Below are 20,614 nucleotides of genomic sequence, written 5' to 3' on the forward strand. Positions count from 1 at the left end.
CTCAGTGGCGGAAGTGGCGAGTGCCGGTAAAGACCATGGCGATGCCGCGTTCATCGGCGGCCGCGATGACCTCGTCGTCGCGGATGCTGCCGCCCGGCTGGATGACGCAAGTCGCGCCCGCGTCGGCCACCACGTCCAGGCCATCGCGGAACGGGAAGAAGGCGTCCGAAGCCACCGCCGAACCCGTCAGCGTCAGCCCGGCCTTCTCGGCCTTGATCGAGGCGATGCGGGCCGAGTCGATACGGCTCATCTGGCCGGCGCCCACGCCCAGGGTCATGCCCTGGCCGCAGAAGACGATGGCGTTGGATTTGACGTACTGGGCGACGTTCCAGGCAAACAGCAGGTCGCGCATCTGTTCGGCGGTGGGCGCCAGACGGGTGACGACGCGCACGTCGGCTTCGGTGGCCGACAGATTGTCCGGGTCCTGGACCAGCCAGCCGCCGCCGACGCGCTTGACGTCGTAGGGGTTGTGGGTCGTGCCCAGGGGGACTTCCAGCACGCGCACGTTCTTCTTCGCAGCCAGCAGGGCCAGAGCGGCGCCGGTGTAGGCCGGGGCGATCAGGACTTCCAGGAATTGTTCCGAGACGGCCTGTGCGGCGGTCTCGTCCACCGTGGTGTTGAAGGCGATGATGCCGCCGAAGGCCGAGGTCGGGTCGGTCTTGAAGGCCTGCTGGTAGGCCGCCAGGGCGTTGGCGCCCAGGGCCACGCCGCAGGGGTTGGCGTGCTTGACGATGACGCAGGCGCCGGTCTGGAAGCTGCGCACGCATTCCCAGGCGGCATCCGCGTCGGCGATGTTGTTGTAGGACAGTTCCTTGCCCTGGATCTGGCGGTAGCCGGCCAGCAGGCCTTCGCCCACCTGGGCGTCACGGTAGAAGGCGGCACCCTGGTGTGGGTTTTCGCCATAGCGCAGGGCCTGCTCGCGGCGCATCTGCACGGTCAGCACGCGCGGCCAGGTTTCGCGTTCAGGGACTTGGGCGGGTTCGGGTTCGCGCGCCGCCAGGCTGCTGAGGTAGGCGGCGATGGCGCCGTCGTAGGCAGCGGTGTGTGCGTAGACCTTGGCGGCCAGTTCCAGGCGCAGACCGTAGGAAGGCTGGCGGGCAGGGCTGTCCAGGTCGGCCAGCACGCGCGGATAGTCGGCCGGGTCGATCACCACGGTGACGCCGCCGCCGGCCGGGGAGCCGTGGTTCTTGGCCGCCGAGCGCAGCATGGCCGGGCCGCCGATGTCGATGTTTTCGATGGCATCGGCCAGAATGCAGTCCGGCCTGGCGACGGTCTGCTGGAAGGGATACAGATTGACCACCAGCAGGTCGATCGGGGGGATGTTCTGTTCTTTCAGCGTTTGCAGGTGCGCGGGATCGTCGCGACGCGCCAGCAGGCCGCCGTGGATGCGCGGATGCAGGGTCTTGACCCGGCCGTCCAGGATTTCCGGCGAGCCGGTGTGGGCGGCGACCTCGGTGACTTGCAGGCCGGCGTCGGCCAGCAGGCGGGCGGTGCCGCCGGTGGACAGGAGGGCGACCCCGCGTTGGGCGAGGGCCTGGGCGAATTCGACGATGCCCGATTTATCGGACACGGAGATCAGGGCGGTCTGGATGGTCATGTTGGCGGCGGGAAGGAAAAGAAAAACGGGCGGCGTTCAGGCCTGGATCTGATGCGTCTGCAGTTTTTTGCGCAGGGTGCCGCGCGTGATGCCGAGCATGTCGGCCGCGCGTGTCTGGTTGCCCCCGGTGCGCTCCAGCGCGACTTGCAGGACGGTGCGCTCGACGCACAGGCCGACCATGGACAACATGTCGTGCGGAGAGGAGTCGCCCAGATCTTCGAAATAGCGTTCGAGCTGTTCGCGGACGGCATGTTCCAGGGGGGTGGTGGTGCTCATGTCGGGTCGTCGGGAAATCAGGAAAGTCAGTGATGGGAAGGCGCGGGTTCGAGGGCGGCATCGGCGGGCCGCTCGTCGAACCAGCGCCGCAGGGCGTCGGACTGCAGCGCCGTGCTGTCCAGTGTCATGATGCGCGGCAATAGCGTGTCCGCGCCTGGCAAGTCGGCCAGATACCAGCCGATGTGCTTGCGGGCGCTGCGCACGCCGGTGTGTTCGCCGTAGAAGGCGTAGTGGTCGTCCAGGTGGCCCAACAGATGTTCGCGCAGTTCGCCGTAGGTGGGCGGCGGCAGATGGGTGCCGTGCGCCAGGTAATGGGCGATCTCGCGGAATATCCAGGGCCGCCCCTGGGCGGCGCGGCCGACCATGATGGCGTCGGCTCCAGTGTAATCCAGGACGCGGCGGGCTTTCTCCGGCGAGTCGATGTCGCCGTTGGCGATCAGTGGAATGCGGATTTCCCGGCGGACCTCGCGCAGGGTGTCGTATTCGGCTTCCCCTGTGTACAGGTCGCAGCGGGTGCGCCCGTGCAGGGTCAGGGCGGCGATGCCGCAGTCTTCGGCCAGGCGGGCGATGCGTACGGCGTTGCGGCTGTCGCGGTCCCAGCCTGTGCGGGTCTTCAAGGTGACCGGCACACCCAGCGGGGCACAGGCGGACACCACGCGGTCCAGGATGCGGGCCACCAGGTCCTCGTCGCGCAGCAGCGCCGACCCGGAGGCCACGTTGCAGACCTTTTTCACGGGACAGCCCATATTGATGTCGATGATGCGCGCGCCCTTGCGGACGTTGAACACGGCGGCTTCGGCCAGCATGTCGGGATCGGCGCCGGCGATCTGCACCGCCACGGGATCGGGTTCGCCGTCGTGATTCAGGCGGCGCGCGGTCTTGACGCTGTCCCACAGACGTGGGTTGCTGGCCGCCATTTCCGATACGGCATAGGCCGCCCCCAGTGCCTTGCACAGGCGCCGGTAGGGGCGGTCGGTGACCCCCGCCATGGGGGCCACGCAGACAGGGTGGGGCAGGGTCCAGGGTCCGATGCGCATGACGGGCATTGTAGGCGGTCCGGTGCGGGCACTTGCGCGGCGCGTATCTACAGGCGCTGGCCTTGCAGCAGGTGGCGGGCCAGAGGTTTGCGCAGTGCCGGCAGCAGGTCCAGGGCGGCCAGTCCCAGGCCGCAGGCGTGGCGCAGCAGCGGGTTGGCCGTGGCGAAGAGGCGCGGCAGGGTGTCGGTGACGCTCAGGGTCAGCGCGCGGTCCACGCGGCGTTGCCGGGCATGGCGTTCCAGCAGGGGCTGGACCGAGACGTCCGGCGCCGCCAGCCAGGGACGCAGCGCCTGGGCCAGTTGGCCCGCGTCGCGCAGGCCCAGGTTCAGGCCCTGGCCGGCGACCGGGTGCAGGGTCTGGGCGGCGTTGCCCACCGCCACCAGGCCCTGGCCCAGCAGGCTGGGACCGGCGTGCAGGGACAGGGGGAAGGCATGGGCCTCACCCACTCGCTGCAGACGGCCCAGGCGCTGACCAAAGGCCACCTGCAGCGCCGCGTCGAACTCGGTGTCCGGGAGCGCCCGCAGGGCCTGGGCGCGTCCAGGCGGCACGCACCAGACCAGGCTGTAGAGGTCGGCGGCGGCCGGATGCGGCAGCAAGGCCAGCGGTCCGGTGCGGGTGAAGCGTTCAAAGGCGCGGCCCGGCACCGGGGCGTCGGCCCGGACGGTTGCCAGCACGGCGTGCTGATCGTATTCGCGGTGCACGCCCTGGGGGCGGGCGCCGTCGGACAACAGCGCCAGGCGGGCGCTGCGCGGCCCGTCGGCCAGTTGCAGTTGTACCGGCAAACCCGCCAGGGGGCGCGGCGGCCGTTCCGTCACCCGGGTGACGCCCGCGCGACGCACGGCCGCAGAGAGCGTGTCGAGCAGGTCGTCATAGGCCACCACACAGCCCAGCCGGGGTACGTCCAGTTCGGCCTGATCGATCAGCGTACGGCCCAGGTGTCCGGCCTGGGACACGTGCACGGTCAGAATGTCGGCGGCGCGTTCCGGCCAGGCGCCCAGGGTCTCCAGGAAACGGCGGCTGCCATGGTTCAGCGCCAGGGCGCGCGGGTCGATGGTCTGGCCGGTCGGACGCGGCTCCGGCTCCGGCCCCATCAGGGCGATGCGCGCGGGGTCCGGGGCAGCGTCCGCCAGGCACAGGGCCAGGGCGCAGCCGACCGGGCCGGAGCCCAGAATGGCGATGTCGTAGGTCGGAGAGGCCATGGTGTGTCGAAAGAGGCGAAAACGACCATTTTAGAATGCTTTAAACTGGGAATCTCCCGAGCACGCCGCCGTGTCGCATGCATGCGCGTGGCTGACTCGGCGCCCCCGATCGTTTCATTCTGGATGTCATGGACGTACTCGCCTGGCTGCAGCCTTGGGAATTCTCGCCCGCTCTGGTGCTGGCCTTCGTGGTCTCAGCGTGGCTGTTCCTGCGCGGGCGCCGCGTCCATCGCGTCGGGGCCGTACGCCAGTCCCTGTTCTGGATCGGCTGGGTCATGCTGTACCTGTCCATGCACACGCAACTGGATTACTACGCCGAGCGCATGTTCTTCATCCACCGTCTGCAGCACCTGGTCCTGCACCACCTGGGGCCGCTGCTGATCATGGGTGCCTACCCCGGCCAGGTCCTGCGGGCCGGCCTGCCCCTGGTCTGGCGGACGTGGCTGGCGGCGGCGCGCCGGTCGTCCGGCTTCGTCCGCGGCCTGGAGTACCTGGCGACGCACCGTTTTCTGGTCCCCCTGCTGTTCCTGCTGATGGTGCTGGTCTGGCTGGAGCCGACCGTGCAGTTCTATTCCATGCTGGATTGGCGGCTGTACCGGCTCATGAACTGGGCGGTGGTGATCACCGGCTTCATGTACTGGAACCTGATCCTGGATCGGCGGCCCCGCCCGCCGGCTGCGATGTCGCCCGGTGGTCGGGTGCTGTCGCCCATTTTCACCATGGCGCCGCAGATGGTCGCCGGGGCCGTCATCGTCTTTTCCGAATATGACATCTACCCGGTGTTCGATCTGTGCGGCCGTGCGCTGCCCGGTTTCAGCGCGCTGGACGATCAGATCATCGGCGGACTGATCATGTGGGTGCCGGCGGGCCTGATCGAGACCTTCGGGCTGCTGGTGGCGCTGGGCACACTGATGCGCCTGTCGGCCCGCAACCGCCTGCCGCAGCCCAAGCGGCGCCCGGCTGGTCGGCCCGTGCGCGCGGCCTGAACGGTTCGCCGTCGTGAACAAAGGATTTGCCATGAAGACCTGGATGCGGCGCGCGGGCGCGGGCCTGAGCCTGGCCGGCGCTCTGGCGGCCGGCGTGCCGCCCGCCTGGGGCCAGCCCATGGGCCTGCCCTCGATGGGGGCAGCCTCGTCGGCGGAACTGTCCCCGGCGGTGGAACGTACCCTGGGCCAGGCCATCATGGAACAAGGCCGCCAGGATCCCACCTACATCGGCGACCTGGACGTGAATCAGTACCTGACCGTGCTCGGTCGGCGGCTGGCCGCCCATGCGCCGCAGGCTCTGGTTCAGGAGATCACCGTGTTCGCCGTGCGCGATCCCTCGATCAACGCCTTCGCACTGCCGGGTGGCTACATCGGCGTGAACAGCGGCCTGGTGGTCGGCGCGCAGAGCGAATCCGAACTGGCCGGCGTGCTGGCCCACGAAATCGGCCACGTCATGCAGCGCCACATCGCCCGGGGCATCGCTCAGCAATCCCAGGGCACGGGCATCATGGTGGCCAGCCTGATCGGTGCCCTGCTGGCAGCGCTGGCCGGGCAGGGCGACCTCGCCATGGGCGTGGCCACCTTCGGCCAGGCGGCTGCCATCGACCAGCAGCTCGGTTTTTCCCGGGGCGCCGAGCAGGAAGCCGACCGGGCCGGGCTGCAGATGATGCGCCAGGCGGGCTTCGACCCCCAGGGCATGCTGGACATGTTCCGCCGTCTGATGAACGCCTCGCGCCTGAACGAAGGCACGGGTGGTGGTTACGCCTCGACTCACCCGCTGTCCATCCAGCGTCTGTCGGACCTGGAAAACCGGATCGAAGGTCATTCCGCTGCGGCAGTGAAGGCTGATCCCGAATTCTGGTTCGTGCGCGCGCGCCTGGCCCTGATCCAGGCACGTGACCATGCCGACCAGCAGCGTCTGCGGCAGACCTTGAGCGGCGAGGCGCGCGATCTGCAGGGCGCTCGCCAGGCGGCCGCGCTGTTCGGTCTGGCCGCGCTGGACAAGGCGGCGGGCAATCTGGCCGGCGCGCGTTCGCAACTGGACCAGGCGCAGTCCGTGCAGGCAGCGCCGCAATTGGACATGCTGGCGATCCAGCTGGCCGGCGCCCAGAGCCCCGCCGCCGCTGTGGACGTTTCGGCAGCGGCCTGGAAGCGCTGGCCCCGCAGTCAGGGCGTGGCCGACGGGCGCGCCCGTGCCCTGCAGAAGGCAGGTCAGAACGAGGCCGCCGCCACGTTCCTCCAGGCCGTCGTCAAACAATGGCCGGACACGCCGGAATTCCAGAAACTGCTGGCGACCAGCTTGCAGCGCCTGGGGCGCGAAATCGAGGCCCACGAAGCCATGGCAAGCTATTTCGAGCAGACCGGCGCCTTGCCCACGGCGGTCGAACATCTGCAGCAGGCGCGCAGCCAGTCCAAGGATTTCTACGTCCAGTCGCGGCTGGACATGCGTATCCGCGCCCTGCGTGAACGCCTGGACAATCAGCGCGCGCTGCTGGAACCGTTCAAGAAATGATGCGCGCCGGCCGGGCCGCCTGATGCGGTCGGGCGTTCTCCGGCGCGCCGGGGGCGGGAATCAGGTGCCGGTCTCGAAAAACCGCAGCAGCCGTGCCGGCAGCCAGTGCAGGCTGCCCGGGAACATGCCGGTGACGAAGCCCGCGTGGCCGCCCTGGGCCGGCTGGTGCAGCAACACGTCGTCGGCCGCGTCCCGCGAACCGGGCAGCGAGGCTTCGGGCACGAAGGGATCGTTGCGGGCGTTCAGGATCAGGACCGGCGTGCGGATCGACGGCAGCAGCGGCAGGCTGGCTGCGCGGGTCCAGTAGTCCAGCGCGTTGCGGTAGCCGTGCATGGGGGCGGTGTACAGGTCGTCGAATTCACGCAGACTGCGCATGCTTTGGGTGCGCGACACATCCACCGAGCCGGGGAATTCGCGTGCCTTGTCGAAGATCTTGCGGCGGATGCTGTGCAGAAAGTAGCGGGAATACATCTGCCGTCCCCAGGCCGTGTCCGAGAGACGCCGGCCGCAGGCGGCCAGGTCCATCGGCACGGAGAGTCCCGCAGCCGCTCGCAGACCGTGCGGGGCGCCGCCCGCTTCGCCCAGCAGCTTCAGCAGGGCATTGCCGCCCAGCGAGACGCCGGCGGCGTGCAGTCCGGCGCCGGGCAGGCGGGCGCGGACGTGGCTGATGATGAAGTCGATCTCGGCTGAATCGCCGCTGTAATAGGCCCGCGCCATGCGGTTGGGCACGCCCGAGCAGCCGCGAAAGTGCACCGCCGCCACCACCCAGCCGGCCGCGCGAAAATCGTGGGCGATCGCCTGCATGTAGGGGCTCAGGCTGCTGCCCTCCAGGCCGTGGAACAGAATCAGGGCGGGGGCGTCGCCCGCCAGTACGGCCCAATCTGCGTCTTCGATCCAGCGCCGCGCTGCCGTGCCCACCAGGCCCGGTTCGTGCGGCGAGGCCAGGCCGTCGGCACGCTGATTGGGGTTCAGGCCGGGGCCGCACCAGTCCAGGTCGATGAAATCGCCATCCGGTGTATCGACCCGTTCGCGCACGAAGTGCAGGGTGGGGTGCTGGGCGCAGAAGGCCCCATAGAGGGTCTGGGTGTGGCCGCCCGGCAGCCAGACCGGCACGGGACAGGGGCTGGTGTCGATGCGCGCAGTCATGAGGCTTTGATGGGATCAGTGAAGGGTGCGGGACGGATCGGGCCGGTCCAGCCGCTCGGCCTCGCGGGGCGCGGCCGAAGCGTGGTGCACGATCATCCGCCAGCCCTCAGGGCCTTTCTGGTAGATGTTGGTGGTGTAGAAGCTCAGGGTGTCCTTGCCGCGCGGGGTATCCACCATGATCTGCTCGATCAGTGTGTGGACTGTGGTCATCACCCCGTTCATGGCCTTGACCTGAGCCGGGAAGGCGCTGAGCGGACCGTTGCTGAAGATTCGTTCCCAGGCTTCCCGGAGGGCCCGGGGGCCGAGGGTGCGCAGGCCTCCGGGATGAATGCAGACCACGTCTTCGTCGTCGCTCCAGACGCGCATCATCAGGGCGGCATCGCCCTGGCGCATGGCTTCGTAGAAGGCGTATTCTGCTTCTTCAGGCGTGGGGAACATGGGCGGCAGGCTTAGTGGCTGTGCGCCTTCTCGCCTTCGCGCAGGGCGTAGCGGGTGCCGCAGTACTGGCAGCGGGCCACCTTGTTCTTGACGATCTCGATGTAGATGCGCGGATGCTGGCTCCACAGGGGCGCCTTGGGGCCGGGGCAGTAGACCGGCAGATCGGCGGCGCCGACTTCAACGATGTCCTGGTTGTTGGCGGTTTCGGGCACGCTGCTCATGGTGTTTCCTGGAAAGGGCCGGGCGGCCATGCCGCCCGGGTTGGGGGTTCGGGATGGGGGAGTCAGACTTTCGAGAGCCAGTGGTGGTATTTCGGCGTCTTGCCGGAAACCGCGTCGAAAAAGGCTTTCTGGAGCTGGGTGGTGATCGGGCCGCGCTCGCCGGCGCCGATCTGGCGGCCGTCGATTTCGCGGATCGGGGTGACTTCGGCCGCCGTGCCGGTGAAGAAGGCCTCGTCGGCGATGTACAGGTCGTCGCGCGTCAGCCGGCGCGATTCCACCCGCAGACCCAGATCGGCGGCGATCTGGTGGATGGAAGCCCGGGTGATGCCGGTCAGGGCGCAGGCGATGTCCGGTTCGTAGACCACGCCGTCGCGCACGATGAACAGGTTCTCGCCGGAGCCTTCGGCCACGAAGCCCTGGGTGTCCAGCAGAATGGCCTCGTCGTAGCCGTGATCCAGAGCCTCGGCGTTGGCGAGGATGGAGTTGGCGTAGGTGCTGGCGATCTTGGCGCGCGGCATGGTGACGTTGACGTGCTGTCGCGCAAAAGAAGAAATCTTGACGCGGATGCCTTGTTTCAGGGCTTCTTCGCCCAGGTAGGCGCCCCAGGGCCAGGCGGCGATGGCGACGTGCACTGCGGCACCCTTGGGCGAGACGCCCATTTTTTCGGAGCCGTAGAACACCAGCGGCCGGATGTAGCAGGATTCCAGCTCGTTGCGGCGCACGACCTCGATCTGGGCCTCGGAGATCGCCTCGCGCGAGAAGGGGATCTTCATCTGGTAGATGTGCGCCGAGTTGAACAGGCGCTTGGTGTGGTCTTCCAGGCGGAAGATCGCCGTGCCGTGGTCGGTGCGGTAGGCGCGGACGCCTTCGAAGACGGACAGGCCGTAGTGCAGCGAATGCGTCAGCACGTGCGTGGTCGCATCGCGCCACGGCACCAGCTTGCCGTCGTACCAGATCACACCGTCTCGATCAGACATGGACATCGCCGTCTCCTGGAAATTATCAGGGATACATTGTACCAATTGCCCGGTCTGCGAAGATGCACGTTAAAATAAGAGGTTCATGAACGCGTGGGGCCGGATTTCCGGGTGCCTGCGCACCTTATCCGACGAATGACCGACTCCATCTCTCAAGACACCTCCGCCCCCGAGGCGCCCGTTCCGTTTGCCCAATTTGGCCTGCACCCCGGCATCATGCAGGCTATCGAGGCCACCGGCTACGTATCCGCCACCCCGATCCAGGCCAAGGCCATCCCCATCGCCATCTCCGGACATGACGTCATGGGCGCCGCCCAGACGGGTACGGGCAAGACCGCCGCTTTCTCGCTGCCGATTTTGCATCGGCTGATGCCGTTCGCCAACAGCAGTGCCTCGCCCGCGCGGCACCCCGTGCGCGCCCTGATCCTGACGCCGACGCGCGAACTGGCTGACCAGGTGCATGCCAACGTCGCCCAGTACAGCCGTTTCGTGCCTCTGCGTACGGCGGTGGTGTTCGGCGGGGTCGATATCCGCCCGCAGCGCGATCTGCTGCGCCAGGGCTGCGAAATCCTGATCGCCACCCCGGGCCGCTTGCTCGACCACGTTGAACAGCGCAACGTCAATCTCAGCCAGGTCGGCATCCTGGTGCTGGACGAAGCCGACCGCATGCTGGACATGGGCTTTCTGCCTGATCTGGACCGCATCATGCGGCTGCTGCCGCCGGGCCGCCAGGGCCTGTTGTTTTCCGCCACCTTCAGCCCGGAAATCCGCAAGCTCGGCCGCACGTTTCTGCGCACCCCGGTCGAAGTCGAGGTCGCGCGCCCCAATGCCACGGCCGACACCGTCACCCAGATCGCCTATCCCCTCGAAGGCGAAGCTAAGCGCCGCGCGGTCGTGCATCTGGTCAAGTCCCGCCAGCTCAATCAGGTCATCGTGTTCTCCAACACCAAGATCGGTTGCAGTCGTCTGGCCCGCCAGCTCGAACAAGACGGCGTGCGCGCCGAGTCGATCCATGGCAACAAGACCCAGATCGAACGCATGAAGGCGCTGGACGCCTTCAAGGCCGGCACGTTGGAAGTCCTGGTGGCCACCGATGTGGCCGCGCGCGGTCTGGACGTGGCCGGCGTGCCCTGCGTCATCAACTACGACCTGCCGCGCAACGCCGAAGACTACGTCCACCGCATCGGCCGCACCGGCCGTGCAGGGGCCTCGGGCGAGGCCATCGCCTTGTTCGCGCCCGACGAAGAGCGCTATCTGCTGGACATCGAAAAACTCATCAAGACCACGATCCCGCGCGGCGAGCTCGAATTGCCGCGCACGATGGACCGCCGCCGTCCGGTGGGCGGGGCGCATCGCGGCGGTTCAGGTTCAGTCTGGCGCGCGCCGGAAGCGCCGCTGGATGATTTTTTCTCCAAGCCCTACGAGCCCGCTGCGGCCGCACCGCGCGCCGAACCCGAAGCGCGTCCCACCGTGACACCGGCGCGTCGGCCGGTGGGCGTGTTGCTGGGCGGCGGCAAGCCCGCCTGATTCGGTATTTTCTAGTCTCGCGCCAGCGCGTCCAGGCTGCCGGGGCCGCCCGTCAGCACCGGCAGCTCGGCTGCGCCGTCGATCAGGCGGCGCAATTGCTCGACGCGCGGCTGCAGTGCGCCCCAGTAGCGGGTGCCGTTCCTGTCCTGCACCAGGATCGTCGGAAAGTTCTCGATGTCCTCGTCGCCCAGCCAGTCGGGGCTGTCTTCGACGTCCACCCACAGAAAGGTCCAGTCGGGGTATTCGTCGGCCAGGGCCTCCAGCAGGGGGCGCCAGGCGTCACAGGTGCGGCACCAGGCGGCGCAGTAGCAGGCCACGCGCTGGCCTGAATCCGTCGATAGCCGGTCGCGCAGGGCGTGCGGGTCGGCGTGCGGGTCAAACAATTTCATGCAGACAGACATCCCGTTCTTTGAATAAGATGATTGTATGGGTTCACAAGGATCATTCCGCCGTATGACGCATCAAGACCTCGCCCTGCGCGATCCCCGTTCCTCTCATGGCCTGGCGCTGGTCGGGCAGGCCTTTCGCCGTGCCATCGCCAGCCAGTTCCATCCGCGCATGCTCGCGGCCCTGTTTCTGCCCTTCGTGATCGCCTTCCTGGGGGCGGCGCTGTTGCTGTGGTTCTTCTGGCAGCCGTTGACCGGCTGGCTGGACCAGGAGGCCTCGTCCTGGGGCCTGTTCAACACCATTGACGGCTGGCTCATCGCCATCGGCCTGTTTTCCCTGAAACTGTGGCTGGTGCCGCTGCTGGCGGCGGGCTTGCTGCTGCCCATGGCGGGCATTCTGGGCCTGGTGGTCGCCGCCGTGTTCGTCATGCCCATCGCGCTGCACCACCTGGAACGTCGCGATTATCAGGGGCTGGACCGCCAGGGGCGCAACACCACGGCGCTGGGGCTCTGGAATGCGATCTGGGTCGGGACGCTGTTCTGCCTGGGATGGCTGTTCACCATGCCTTTGTGGCTGATACCGCCCATGGCGCTGGTGCTGCCGGTGTTCTGGTGGGCCTTCGCGCTGAACCGGATGTTGCGCGTGGACGCCATGATCGAGCACGCCAGCGCGGCCGAGCGCCGGCTGCTGTGGCGTCGCCACAATCGTCAGCTCTGGCTGATTGCGGCCTGCCTGGCCGTCGTCAATCTGATCCCGCTGTTCTGGCTGGTGATGCCGGTGTTCTCGGCGCTGGTGTACGCTCACTTCTGTCTGGAATCCATCCGCCGCTTGCGGGCCGAAACCGTCATAGATCTCTGACCAGGAACTCCGATGCCGAAATCCGTTTTCCATGACGCCGGCTCGTCTGCTGCGCAGCCCGCCTGTGACGCGCACGCCTGCCCGATTCCCCAGACACCGCCGCGCGTCCGCCTGATTGCCATCGGCGACGAGATCCTGTCCGGGCGTCGTCAGGACAAGCATTTCTCGCGCCTGATCGAACTGCTGCAGGAACGCGGGATGAGACTGCAGGCCGCCGAATTCATTTCCGACGACGAGGACGACATCGTCGAATGCCTGCGTCGCAGCTTTGCCACGCCGGACCTGGTGTTCTGTTGCGGCGGCATCGGCGCCACGCCCGATGACCGCACCCGGCAGGCCGCTGCGCGTGCCCTGGGTGTGTCGCTGGCGCTGCACCCTGACGCCGAACGCCTCATCGGAGAACGCTGCGCCGAGACGGCCGCCAAGGGCCAGGGCAGCGCCGACATGTCCACCCCTGAAAATCAGCAGCGGCTGCAGATGGGGGTGTTCCCCGCAGGCTCGGAAATCATCCCGAACAGCTACAACAAGATCCCCGGTTTCTTCATCCGCAACCATAGCTTCATGCCCGGTTTTCCGGTGATGGCGCATGCCATGATGGCCTGGACCCTGGATACGCGCTATGCCCGCTGGCATCACGCCGAGTCCCGGGTCGAGCATTCCTTCCTGGTGTTCGGCCTGCCCGAATCGCGCATCACCCCGGCACTGGAATCGCTGGAACTGTGCTGGGCGGGCATCCGTGCCTTCAGCCTGCCCAACGTCGGCGACTCGGGGGGGCATCCACACATCGAACTGGGCGTCAAAGGCGCCCCCGAACCTGCCGCCGAGGCCCTGGCCTGGTTGCGCGCCCAGGTCCTGTCGCTGGGCGGCCGGCTTGATCCTCCGGCCTGAGCCGATATCGCCTGGCAGACGGCTGCCGGGCGGCCGCCCTGGATGGCGTGTTCTTCTACGGAGATCACGCGGGGCAAGCGCCTTGGATGAGCCAGAAAATGCTTGCCATGCGTGACGTTTTTTCATAGTATGGAAAAATGGCGCGCTGCAACAAAAAAACCCATGGCACATCTTCCTCATACCTCCACTCCGTCCAGTGTTTCTGTGCTCACCGCAACCCCTGGCGATCATGGTGCGGTGACGATCCAGGTCCTGGATCGCGCCATGCGCATCCTGGACGTCCTGGCCGGACAGCGCGAACCGGTCACCCTGAAGGACCTGTCGGCCGCCACGGGTCTGCACGCCTCGACGGCGCATCGCATCCTGGCTGACCTGGCCGTGGGTCGCTACGTCGAACGCGTGGACAGCGGCCTGTATCGCCTGGGCATGCGCCTGCTGGAACTGGGCTCGCTGGTCAAGGGGCGGCTGGACGTGCGCGCGGCGGCCATCGGCCCGATGCGCGAACTGCACCGCCAGACCGGCCAGACCGTCAATCTGTCGCTGGTCCAGGGTGACGAGATCGTCTACATCGAGCGCGCCTGGAGCGAACGCTCCGGCATGCAGGTGGTGCGCGCCATCGGTGGCCGGGCACCGCTGCACCTGACCTCCACCGGCAAGCTGTTCCTGTCCGTGTGGGACGCCCGCAGCGTACGCAGCTACGCCATGCGCACGGGGTTGTCCGGCACTACGCGCAACAGCATCACCCAGATCGATCAACTGGAACGCGAACTCGCGCTGGTGCGCCGGCACGGCTATTCGCGTGACAACGAGGAACTGGAACTCGGCGTGCGCTGCATCGCGGCCGGTGTCTACGACGATACCGGGGCGCTGCTGGCCGGGCTGTCCCTGTCGGCCCCCGCCGAACGCATGCGCGACGACTGGATTCCGTTGCTGATGAGCACCAGCGCCCTCATTTCCGAGGCCCTGGGCTACGAGGCGCAACACTGAGTCACATTATTTTGTTGCGTCGCAACAAAATCAATTGACATCCTTGGTGATTCCTTTAAAATTTCATTTGTGCGTTGCAGCAAACGCTGCGATCGAGAAGGTGCCGGGCATTGTGCCTCTGAGGAAACCTTCTACCATTGATAAGGAGTCATCATGAGCGCGAATCAACAATCCCTGCTGGCCACCCAAAAGGCCGTTATCGACAACCTGCTGGCCGTCCAAGGCACGTTCTTCAGCGGCTTTGAAAAGCTGGTCGACCTGAACCTGAAGGCTACCAAGGCTGCTCTGGAAGACGCCGTCCAGAAGTCCCAGGAAGTCACCGAACTGAAGGACGCCCAGGAACTGCTGGCCTTCACCTCTGCCTTCGTGCGTCCGGAACAGGCTGTGGCCTACGGCAAGGACGTCTATGGCATCCTGGCCGGCATCCAGGGCGACCTGAGCAAGCTGGCCGAAGCCCAACTGGCCGAAGGCCAGCAGCAGGTGTCCGACGCCGTCGAACAGTTTGCCCGTAACGCCCCCACCGGTTCCGAGGGTGCCGTGGCGCTGCTGAAGTCCTCGCTGGCCACCGCGAACAACGCCTACGAGTCCGCCTCCAAGGCCGCTCGCCAGGCCGCCAGCGCCGCCGAATCGAACTTCGCCGCCGCGACCAACGCCACGCTGAAGGCCGCCGCCGACGTCGGCAAGGCCACCAAGACCAGCTCGCGCGCTCGCCGCGCCGCCTGATCGGCCCAGCCAGATCACCCGACCGAGGAAACCCCGGTCGGGCGCACGACCCCGGAACGAAAGTCCCGGGGTCGTTTTGCTTTTTGCTTCAAGCAGGGCGGGCCTGCGCAGCGTGGGAGCCCTTTTTGCCGCCGGGCCGTCCCAAGGCAAAAAGCGCCCCCTTTGGGGGATGAGCCCGGACACAAGTCAGTCCCTGCGGACTGAGTTGTGCCTGGCGAATCCGAGCGGCATGTAGGCCGCGAGGTGGGATTTTCCTCGTATACTCGCCCACAGGCGGCCGTCCGGTCGTTTGGCCCGCCCGTGTTTCGATACGGAAAGGTCCCCTGTCGATCATCCCGTTTCGAGGACTCATGGCGATTTCCTCTGCGCGTCGTAGTTTTCTGTGGTGGGGCCTGGCGGCGCTGCTGATTCTGAGCGTGTGGGGCTGGTGGTCCGGCCGCGCCAGGCCGGCAGTCGCTGCGGCCGGCACGGGGACGGCCCCGGTGCTGGTGCATACGACCACCGTGGCCGAACGCGACATGCCCATCCGTCTTCAGGGTTTGGGCGCGGTCCAGGCCTGGGCCAGCGTGACGGTGCGCGCGCGGATCGATGGTCAACTGGAATCGGTGGGCTTTCGCGAAGGCGAGGTGGTGCGCCAGGGGCAGCTCATTGCCCAGCTCGATGACCGCGTCCAGAAGGCTCAGTTGGCTCAGGCCGTCGCCCAGCGGGCACGCGACCAGGCGCAACTGGACAATGCGCGCCAGGACCTGACGCGTTACGTCGAGCTGGCTCGCCACGGCGCCATCGACCGCAAGACTCTCGATACCCAGCGCGCCCAGGTCGCGGTGCTGCAGGCCACGATCCAGGCCGACGAGGCCCAGATCCAGGCTGCGCGTGTCCAGTTGGACTACACCCGCATCACGGCTCCGCTGACGGGGCGCACGGGGACGCTGCGGGTCGATCCAGGCAATCTGGTCCGCGCGACGGATGCCGATGGTCTGGTGCTGATCAATCAGGTCGACCCGATTGCCGTCAGCTTCACCGTGCCGGACACGGCCTTTGCCGAGGTCCAGGCCGCTGTCCACGCGGCCGGCAGACCCGGCCCGGGGCTGGCGGTCGAGGTCTACGGCCGGGGCCAGCCGGAACGGCTGGGCCAGGGTGAACTGGTGTTGGTGGATAACCAGATCGACGCGGCCAGCGGCACGCTGCGCCTGAAGGCGCGACTGGACAATCCCGACATGGCGCTGTGGCCGGGGCAGACCGTGGACGTGCGGCTGATCCTGGGCGATCGGTCGAAGGCCCTGGTCGTGCCCGAGTCTGCCGTGCAGCGCGGTGCCCAGGGGCTGTACGTCTACGTGGTCGGGGACGATGATACGGTGCGCGTGCAGACGGTACGGACCGTCGTGGCCCAGGACGGCCTGATCGTGGTGGCCGAGGGGCTGTCGGCAGGCCAGCGCGTCGTGATCGACGGCCAGTACAAGCTGCGGCCCGGCCTGAAGATCGCCGAGCTGAAAGCGGCCGATCAAGCCGCGCCTGACGGGAAGTCCGCGCCGGGGAACGCTTCGTGAACATTTCCGAACCGTTCATCCGCCGCCCCATCGGGACTTCGCTGCTGGCGATGGCCCTGTTCTTGCTGGGCCTGGCGGTGTTCCCGCTGCTGCCCGTTGCGCCGCTGCCCCAGGTCGATTTTCCCACCATCCAGGTCACTGCCAAGCTGCCCGGCGGCAATCCGGAAACCATGGCCACCAGCGTGGCCCAGCCGCTGGAACGAGAATTTTCCACCATCCCCGGCCTGGTGCAGATGAGTTCCGAAAACGCGCTGGGCTCGTCGCGCATCACGCTGCAGTTCGCGCTGGATCGCAATATCGATGGCGCCGCCCTGGACGTGCAAAGCGCCATCAACGCGGCCTCGCGCCAGTTGCCTTCGAACCTGTCCAGTCCGCCGACCTTTCGCAAGGTCAATCCGGCGGATTTTTCCATCCTGATCCTGTCGGTGCAGTCCGACGTGCTGCCGGTCACCGAGGTCAATGACTTCGCCGACAACATACTGGCTCAGCAGCTTTCGCGGGTCGAGGGCGTGGGCCAGGTGAATATTTTCGGTCAACAGAAGCCGGCCATCCGCATCCAGGTCGATCCGCAGAAGATCGCCGCGCTGGGCCTGGACCTGGAATCGATCCGGGGCGTGATCGCCACCACCACGGTCAATCAGCCCAAGGGCACGATCGATGGCAGTCGCCAGAGCTACACCATCTACACCAACGACCAGATCCTGGATGCGGCCCCCTGGAACGACGTGATCATCGCCTGGCGCAACGGTGCGCCGGTGCGCGTGCGCGACATCGGCATCGCCGTACCGGGTCCGGAGGACATGAAACAGGCCGCCTGGGCCTTCGCCGGCCAGGGCGCGGGGCCGGGGGACGTGGACCGGAACGGGCGTTCCCTGGTGATGGGGATCACCAAGCAGCCCGGGGCCAACGTCATCGACACGGTCGAGCGCGTGCGCGCGGAACTGCCGCGTCTCATGGCGTCCATGCCGGCCAGCATCCAGGTCAGCACCCTGATCGACCGCACCCAGAACATCCGCGCCTCGGTCCACGAGGTCGAGTTCACGCTGCTGCTGTCGATCGTGCTGGTGGTGATGGTGATCTTCATGTTCCTGCGCAATGTGGCGGGCACGCTGATCGCCAGTGTCACGGTGCCCTTGGCGCTGATGGGCACGTTTGCCCTGATGTACGTGGCTGGCTACAGTCTGGACAATCTGTCGCTGATGGCGCTGACGATTTCCGTGGGCTTCATCATCGACGACGCCGTGGTCATGCTGGAAAACATCTGGCGTCACGTGGAAGAAGGCATGAAGCCGATGGAGGCGGCCCTGAAAGGCGCGCGCGAGATCGGCTTTACCATCGTATCGATCTCGGTGTCGCTGATGGCCGTGTTCATCCCCTTGCTGCTGATGGGGGGCATGGTGGGGCGGCTGTTTCGTGAATTTGCCGTGACCGTCACCATGACGGTGGTGATTTCCGTGCTGGTGACGCTCAGCCTGACGCCCATGCTGTGTTCGCGCTACTTGCGCAATCCGCAGCAGGCCTCGCATGGGCGTCTCTACCAGGCCTTCGAGCGCGGTTTCGACCGCATGCTGGCGGTCTACCGCCGGGGCCTGGATCACGCGCTGGACCATCAGTTTGCCACGCTGTGCGTGTTCCTGGCGACGCTGGCCGCGTCCGCCGCGCTGTTCATCGTGATCCCGAAGGGCTTCTTTCCGCAGCAGGACACGGGTGCGATCTTCGGCATCGCCGAGACGTCCCAGGACAGTTCATTCGGGGCCATGAACCAGCGCATGATGGCGCTGGCCGAGGTGCTGCGCCAGGACCCTGACATCGCCGCCTTTGGCATGAGCAGCAATGCGCCGACCTTCAACACCGGGCGTTTCTTCATCAGCCTGAAGCCGCGCGAAGCGGGGCGGCGTGCCAGCGCCGATGACGTCATCCGCCGCCTGCGCCCGCAACTGGAGCACGTGCCCGGTGTACGCCTGTTCATGCAGGCGGGCCAGGACATCAACGTCGGCGGGCGCATGTCGCGCACCCAGTACCAGTACACCCTGACCAGCGCCGACCTGGACGAACTGAACACCTGGGCGCCGCGTCTGCTGGAACGCTTTCGTGGTCTGCCGCAACTGGCCGACCTGGCGACCGACCAGCAGAGCAGCGCCAACACGGCGGTGGTCACGATCGACCGCGCCCGCGCGGCCATGTTCGGCATCTCCCCGGCCCAGATCGACAGCACCATCTACAACGCGCTGGGCCAGCGTCAGGTGGCGCAGTATTCCACCCAGATCAACAGCTATCAGGTCATCCTGGAGATCACTCCGGAACTGCAGGCGGATCCGGACGTGTTCTCGCGCCTGTATATCAAATCACCGCTGACCGGCGAGCAGGTGCCACTGTCCAGCCTGACGCGGGTAGATACCTCGAAGCCGGGCTTTCTGTCGATCAATCACCAGGGCCAGTTCCCGGCGGTGACGATCTCGTTCAACCTGGCGGCGGGTTATTCGCTGGGGCAGGCGGTCGACGCCATCCACGCAGCCCAGGCCACCATGGGCCTGCCGCTGTCGATCCAGGGGGCCTTCCAGGGCACAGCCCAGGTCTTCCAGGAATCCCTGGCGACCCAGCCCTACCTGATCGCTGCCGCGCTGGTGGCCGTGTACATCGTGCTGGGGTTGCTGTACGAAAGCTACATCCACCCCTTGACCATCCTGTCCACGCTGCCGTCAGCGGGCGTGGGGGCGTTGCTGATCCTGATGGGCAGCGGCTTCGATCTCAGTGTGATCGCGATCATCGGCATTCTGCTGCTGATCGGCATCGTCAAGAAGAACGGCATCATGCTGATCGACTTTGCCCTGGTGGCCGAGCGCCAGCAGGGCCTGTCCCCGCGCGAGGCCATCTATCAGGCCTGTCTGCTGCGCTTCCGGCCCATCATGATGACCACGATGTGCGCCCTGCTGGCGGGCCTGCCGCTGATGCTGGGCACCGGCGCGGGGTCCGAACTGCGCCAGCCGCTGGGCTATACGATGGTGGGCGGCCTGATCCTGTCGCAGGCGCTGACCTTGTTCACGACCCCGGTGGTGTACCTGTACCTGGATCGTTTGCATCACCGCTACGTGCGCGGCCGGGCGATGAAGCAGGCGCAACGCTTGCGGCGCGCTCGGGGCGGTCGGGCGGCCGGCTGAGCCGGCCTGGCGGCGGGAGCCGGCGCGGCTATTCGGCTTCCTGAAGCGTCGGGTGCCGTCGCGGACTGTGTGCCGGTTTCAGGCGGTTTCCAGCGCCCGCACGCATTCGGCGACCAGCGCCGGGCCCCGGTAGATCAGCCCGGTGTAGAGCTGTACCGCATCGGCGCCGGCCTGGATTTTTTCCACGGCCTGGCGGCCGGATTCGATGCCGCCCACGCCGATGATCGCCGTGTCCTTGCCCAGGCGTTCGCGCAGGCGGCGGATCACCGCCAGGGACATTGCATGCACGGGCGGGCCGGACAGGCCGCCCGCCTCTTCTTCGTAGGGCAGGCCGCGCACCGCGTCGCGCGACAGCGTGGTGTTGGTGGCGATGATGCCGTCGATGCCATGGCGCGGCGCCAGTTCTGCGACGGCGTCGATTTCTTCGGTTTCCAGGTCGGGGGCGATCTTGATCACCAGCGGCGTACGCCGGCCATGGCGGTCGGCCAGGGCCTCGCGCCGTTCGCGCAGGGCACCCAGCAGCGCGTCGAGTGCGTCGTGGCTTTGCAGGCTGCGCAGATTGCGCGTGTTGGGCGAAGAAATATTGATGGTGACGTAGTCCGCGTGGGGGTAGACGCCGTCCAGGCACTGCAGATAGTCGTCCACGGCGCGCTCGATCGGCGTGTCGGCGTTCTTGCCGATGTTCAGTCCCAGGATGCCGCCCTGGCGGCGCCACTGGCTGCGCTGCACGTTGGCGATGAAGGTGTCCAGGCCGTCATTGTTGAAGCCCATGCGGTTGATCAGGCAGCGCGCGCGCGGCAGGCGGAACATGCGCGGCTTTGGGTTGCCGGGCTGGGCGCGCGGGGTGACGGTGCCGACCTCGATGAAGCCGAAGCCCAGGGCGGCCAGACCGTCGATGCAGGCGCCATTCTTGTCCAGGCCCGCCGCCAGGCCGACCGGGTTGCGCAGCGGCAGGCCCATGACGGTGCGCGGCAGCACCGGTTGGTGCGCGCTCAGCAGCCGCGTCGCGGCGCAGCCCTGGCTGCGTTGCAGCGCGTGCAAGGTCCATTCGTGGGCCTGTTCAGGGTCCATGGAGAACAGGGCGGCGCGTGCCAGCGGATAGGCTTGGAACAACAGGGACATGGGGGCTCGTCGGATGAGGTTGGGAGA

The 20,614-nt window shown here is 67.2% G+C and carries 19 protein-coding genes; 9 read left to right on the forward strand and 10 right to left on the reverse strand.

The features are described 5' to 3' along the window. Position 1: 1 nt before the first annotated feature. Genes purH through WA983_RS06805 form a run of 4 tightly spaced genes read right to left on the reverse strand, consistent with a single transcriptional unit; the run spans position 2 to position 4,109 of the window. Entirely contained in the window at positions 2-1,597 is a 1,596-nt protein-coding gene (purH, locus tag WA983_RS06790; protein WP_424247910.1) for a bifunctional phosphoribosylaminoimidazolecarboxamide formyltransferase/IMP cyclohydrolase, read from the reverse strand. Between the two features lie 36 nt (positions 1,598-1,633). Further along, positions 1,634-1,873: a helix-turn-helix domain-containing protein gene (locus tag WA983_RS06795; protein WP_376811556.1), complete on the reverse strand. Its 240-nt coding sequence runs from the start codon at positions 1,871-1,873 to the stop codon at positions 1,634-1,636. Positions 1,874-1,899: 26 nt separating this feature from the next. After that, positions 1,900-2,910 (reverse strand): tRNA dihydrouridine synthase DusB, encoded by a 1,011-nt coding sequence (gene dusB / locus WA983_RS06800; RefSeq protein WP_424247912.1) that lies wholly within the window; start codon positions 2,908-2,910, stop codon positions 1,900-1,902. A gap of 47 nt (positions 2,911-2,957) precedes the next feature. Continuing rightward, positions 2,958-4,109, reverse strand: a complete 1,152-nt coding sequence (locus WA983_RS06805) for a monooxygenase (protein ID WP_424247914.1) — start codon at positions 4,107-4,109, stop codon at positions 2,958-2,960. A gap of 128 nt (positions 4,110-4,237) precedes the next feature. On the opposite strand from WA983_RS06805, the gene WA983_RS06810 reads away from it, so the two are divergent. Next, positions 4,238-5,095, forward strand: coding sequence for a cytochrome c oxidase assembly protein (locus tag WA983_RS06810; protein ID WP_424311780.1), 858 nt, complete (start codon positions 4,238-4,240; stop codon positions 5,093-5,095). Between the two features lie 31 nt (positions 5,096-5,126). Next, complete coding sequence (locus WA983_RS06815) at positions 5,127-6,608, forward strand: M48 family metalloprotease (RefSeq protein ID WP_424311781.1); 1,482 nt, start codon at positions 5,127-5,129, stop codon at positions 6,606-6,608. A gap of 60 nt (positions 6,609-6,668) precedes the next feature. On the opposite strand, the gene WA983_RS06820 is transcribed toward WA983_RS06815, so the two are convergent. The 4 genes from WA983_RS06820 to WA983_RS06835 form a co-directional block, all read right to left on the reverse strand. Beyond that, positions 6,669-7,754, reverse strand: a complete 1,086-nt coding sequence (locus tag WA983_RS06820; protein ID WP_424247920.1) for a YheT family hydrolase — start codon at positions 7,752-7,754, stop codon at positions 6,669-6,671. A 15-nt stretch (positions 7,755-7,769) separates the two neighbouring features. Further along, on the reverse strand, positions 7,770-8,192 hold the full coding sequence (locus WA983_RS06825; RefSeq protein WP_424247922.1) for a YybH family protein: 423 nt from the start codon (positions 8,190-8,192) through the stop codon (positions 7,770-7,772). Between the two features lie 11 nt (positions 8,193-8,203). Further along, positions 8,204-8,413 (reverse strand): zinc-finger domain-containing protein, encoded by a 210-nt coding sequence (locus WA983_RS06830; RefSeq protein ID WP_424247924.1) that lies wholly within the window; start codon positions 8,411-8,413, stop codon positions 8,204-8,206. A 62-nt stretch (positions 8,414-8,475) separates the two neighbouring features. Further along, positions 8,476-9,396, reverse strand: a complete 921-nt coding sequence (locus WA983_RS06835; RefSeq protein ID WP_424247926.1) for a branched-chain amino acid transaminase — start codon at positions 9,394-9,396, stop codon at positions 8,476-8,478. Positions 9,397-9,525: 129 nt separating this feature from the next. On the opposite strand from WA983_RS06835, the gene WA983_RS06840 reads away from it, so the two are divergent. Continuing rightward, positions 9,526-10,917 (forward strand): DEAD/DEAH box helicase, encoded by a 1,392-nt coding sequence (locus WA983_RS06840; RefSeq protein ID WP_424247928.1) that lies wholly within the window; start codon positions 9,526-9,528, stop codon positions 10,915-10,917. Positions 10,918-10,928: 11 nt separating this feature from the next. Here WA983_RS06840 and WA983_RS06845 read toward each other — a convergent pair whose 3' ends face one another. Then, a complete protein-coding gene (locus WA983_RS06845) occupies positions 10,929-11,306 on the reverse strand; it encodes a thioredoxin family protein (RefSeq protein ID WP_424247930.1) in 378 nt (125 codons plus the stop codon). Between the two features lie 64 nt (positions 11,307-11,370). On the opposite strand from WA983_RS06845, the gene WA983_RS06850 reads away from it, so the two are divergent. From WA983_RS06850 to WA983_RS06875, 6 genes are all read left to right on the forward strand, one after another. Beyond that, positions 11,371-12,162 (forward strand): EI24 domain-containing protein, encoded by a 792-nt coding sequence (locus WA983_RS06850; RefSeq protein ID WP_424311782.1) that lies wholly within the window; start codon positions 11,371-11,373, stop codon positions 12,160-12,162. 12 nt (positions 12,163-12,174) lie between these two features. Then, positions 12,175-13,050: a competence/damage-inducible protein A gene (locus tag WA983_RS06855; RefSeq protein ID WP_424311783.1), complete on the forward strand. Its 876-nt coding sequence runs from the start codon at positions 12,175-12,177 to the stop codon at positions 13,048-13,050. A gap of 264 nt (positions 13,051-13,314) precedes the next feature. Further along, positions 13,315-14,037 (forward strand): IclR family transcriptional regulator, encoded by a 723-nt coding sequence (locus WA983_RS06860; RefSeq protein ID WP_424247961.1) that lies wholly within the window; start codon positions 13,315-13,317, stop codon positions 14,035-14,037. 153 nt (positions 14,038-14,190) lie between these two features. Then, complete coding sequence (gene phaP / locus WA983_RS06865) at positions 14,191-14,760, forward strand: TIGR01841 family phasin (protein WP_424311784.1); 570 nt, start codon at positions 14,191-14,193, stop codon at positions 14,758-14,760. Between the two features lie 350 nt (positions 14,761-15,110). After that, positions 15,111-16,307 (forward strand): efflux RND transporter periplasmic adaptor subunit, encoded by a 1,197-nt coding sequence (locus WA983_RS06870; protein WP_424311785.1) that lies wholly within the window; start codon positions 15,111-15,113, stop codon positions 16,305-16,307. Then, the gene (locus WA983_RS06875) at positions 16,304-19,465 is read left to right on the forward strand and encodes an efflux RND transporter permease subunit (protein WP_424311786.1); all 3,162 of its coding nucleotides are present in this window, start codon (positions 16,304-16,306) and stop codon (positions 19,463-19,465) included. Before WA983_RS06870 ends, WA983_RS06875 begins: the two co-directional genes overlap by 4 nt. Before the next feature lie 78 nt (positions 19,466-19,543). Here the strand turns inward: WA983_RS06875 and WA983_RS06880 are convergent, their stop codons facing one another. Further along, positions 19,544-20,587: a quinone-dependent dihydroorotate dehydrogenase gene (locus WA983_RS06880; protein WP_424311787.1), complete on the reverse strand. Its 1,044-nt coding sequence runs from the start codon at positions 20,585-20,587 to the stop codon at positions 19,544-19,546. Positions 20,588-20,614 lie beyond the last annotated feature (27 nt).

It is taken from the genome of Castellaniella sp., from assembly GCF_049650445.1.
Classification (GTDB): domain Bacteria; phylum Pseudomonadota; class Gammaproteobacteria; order Burkholderiales; family Burkholderiaceae_B; genus Castellaniella.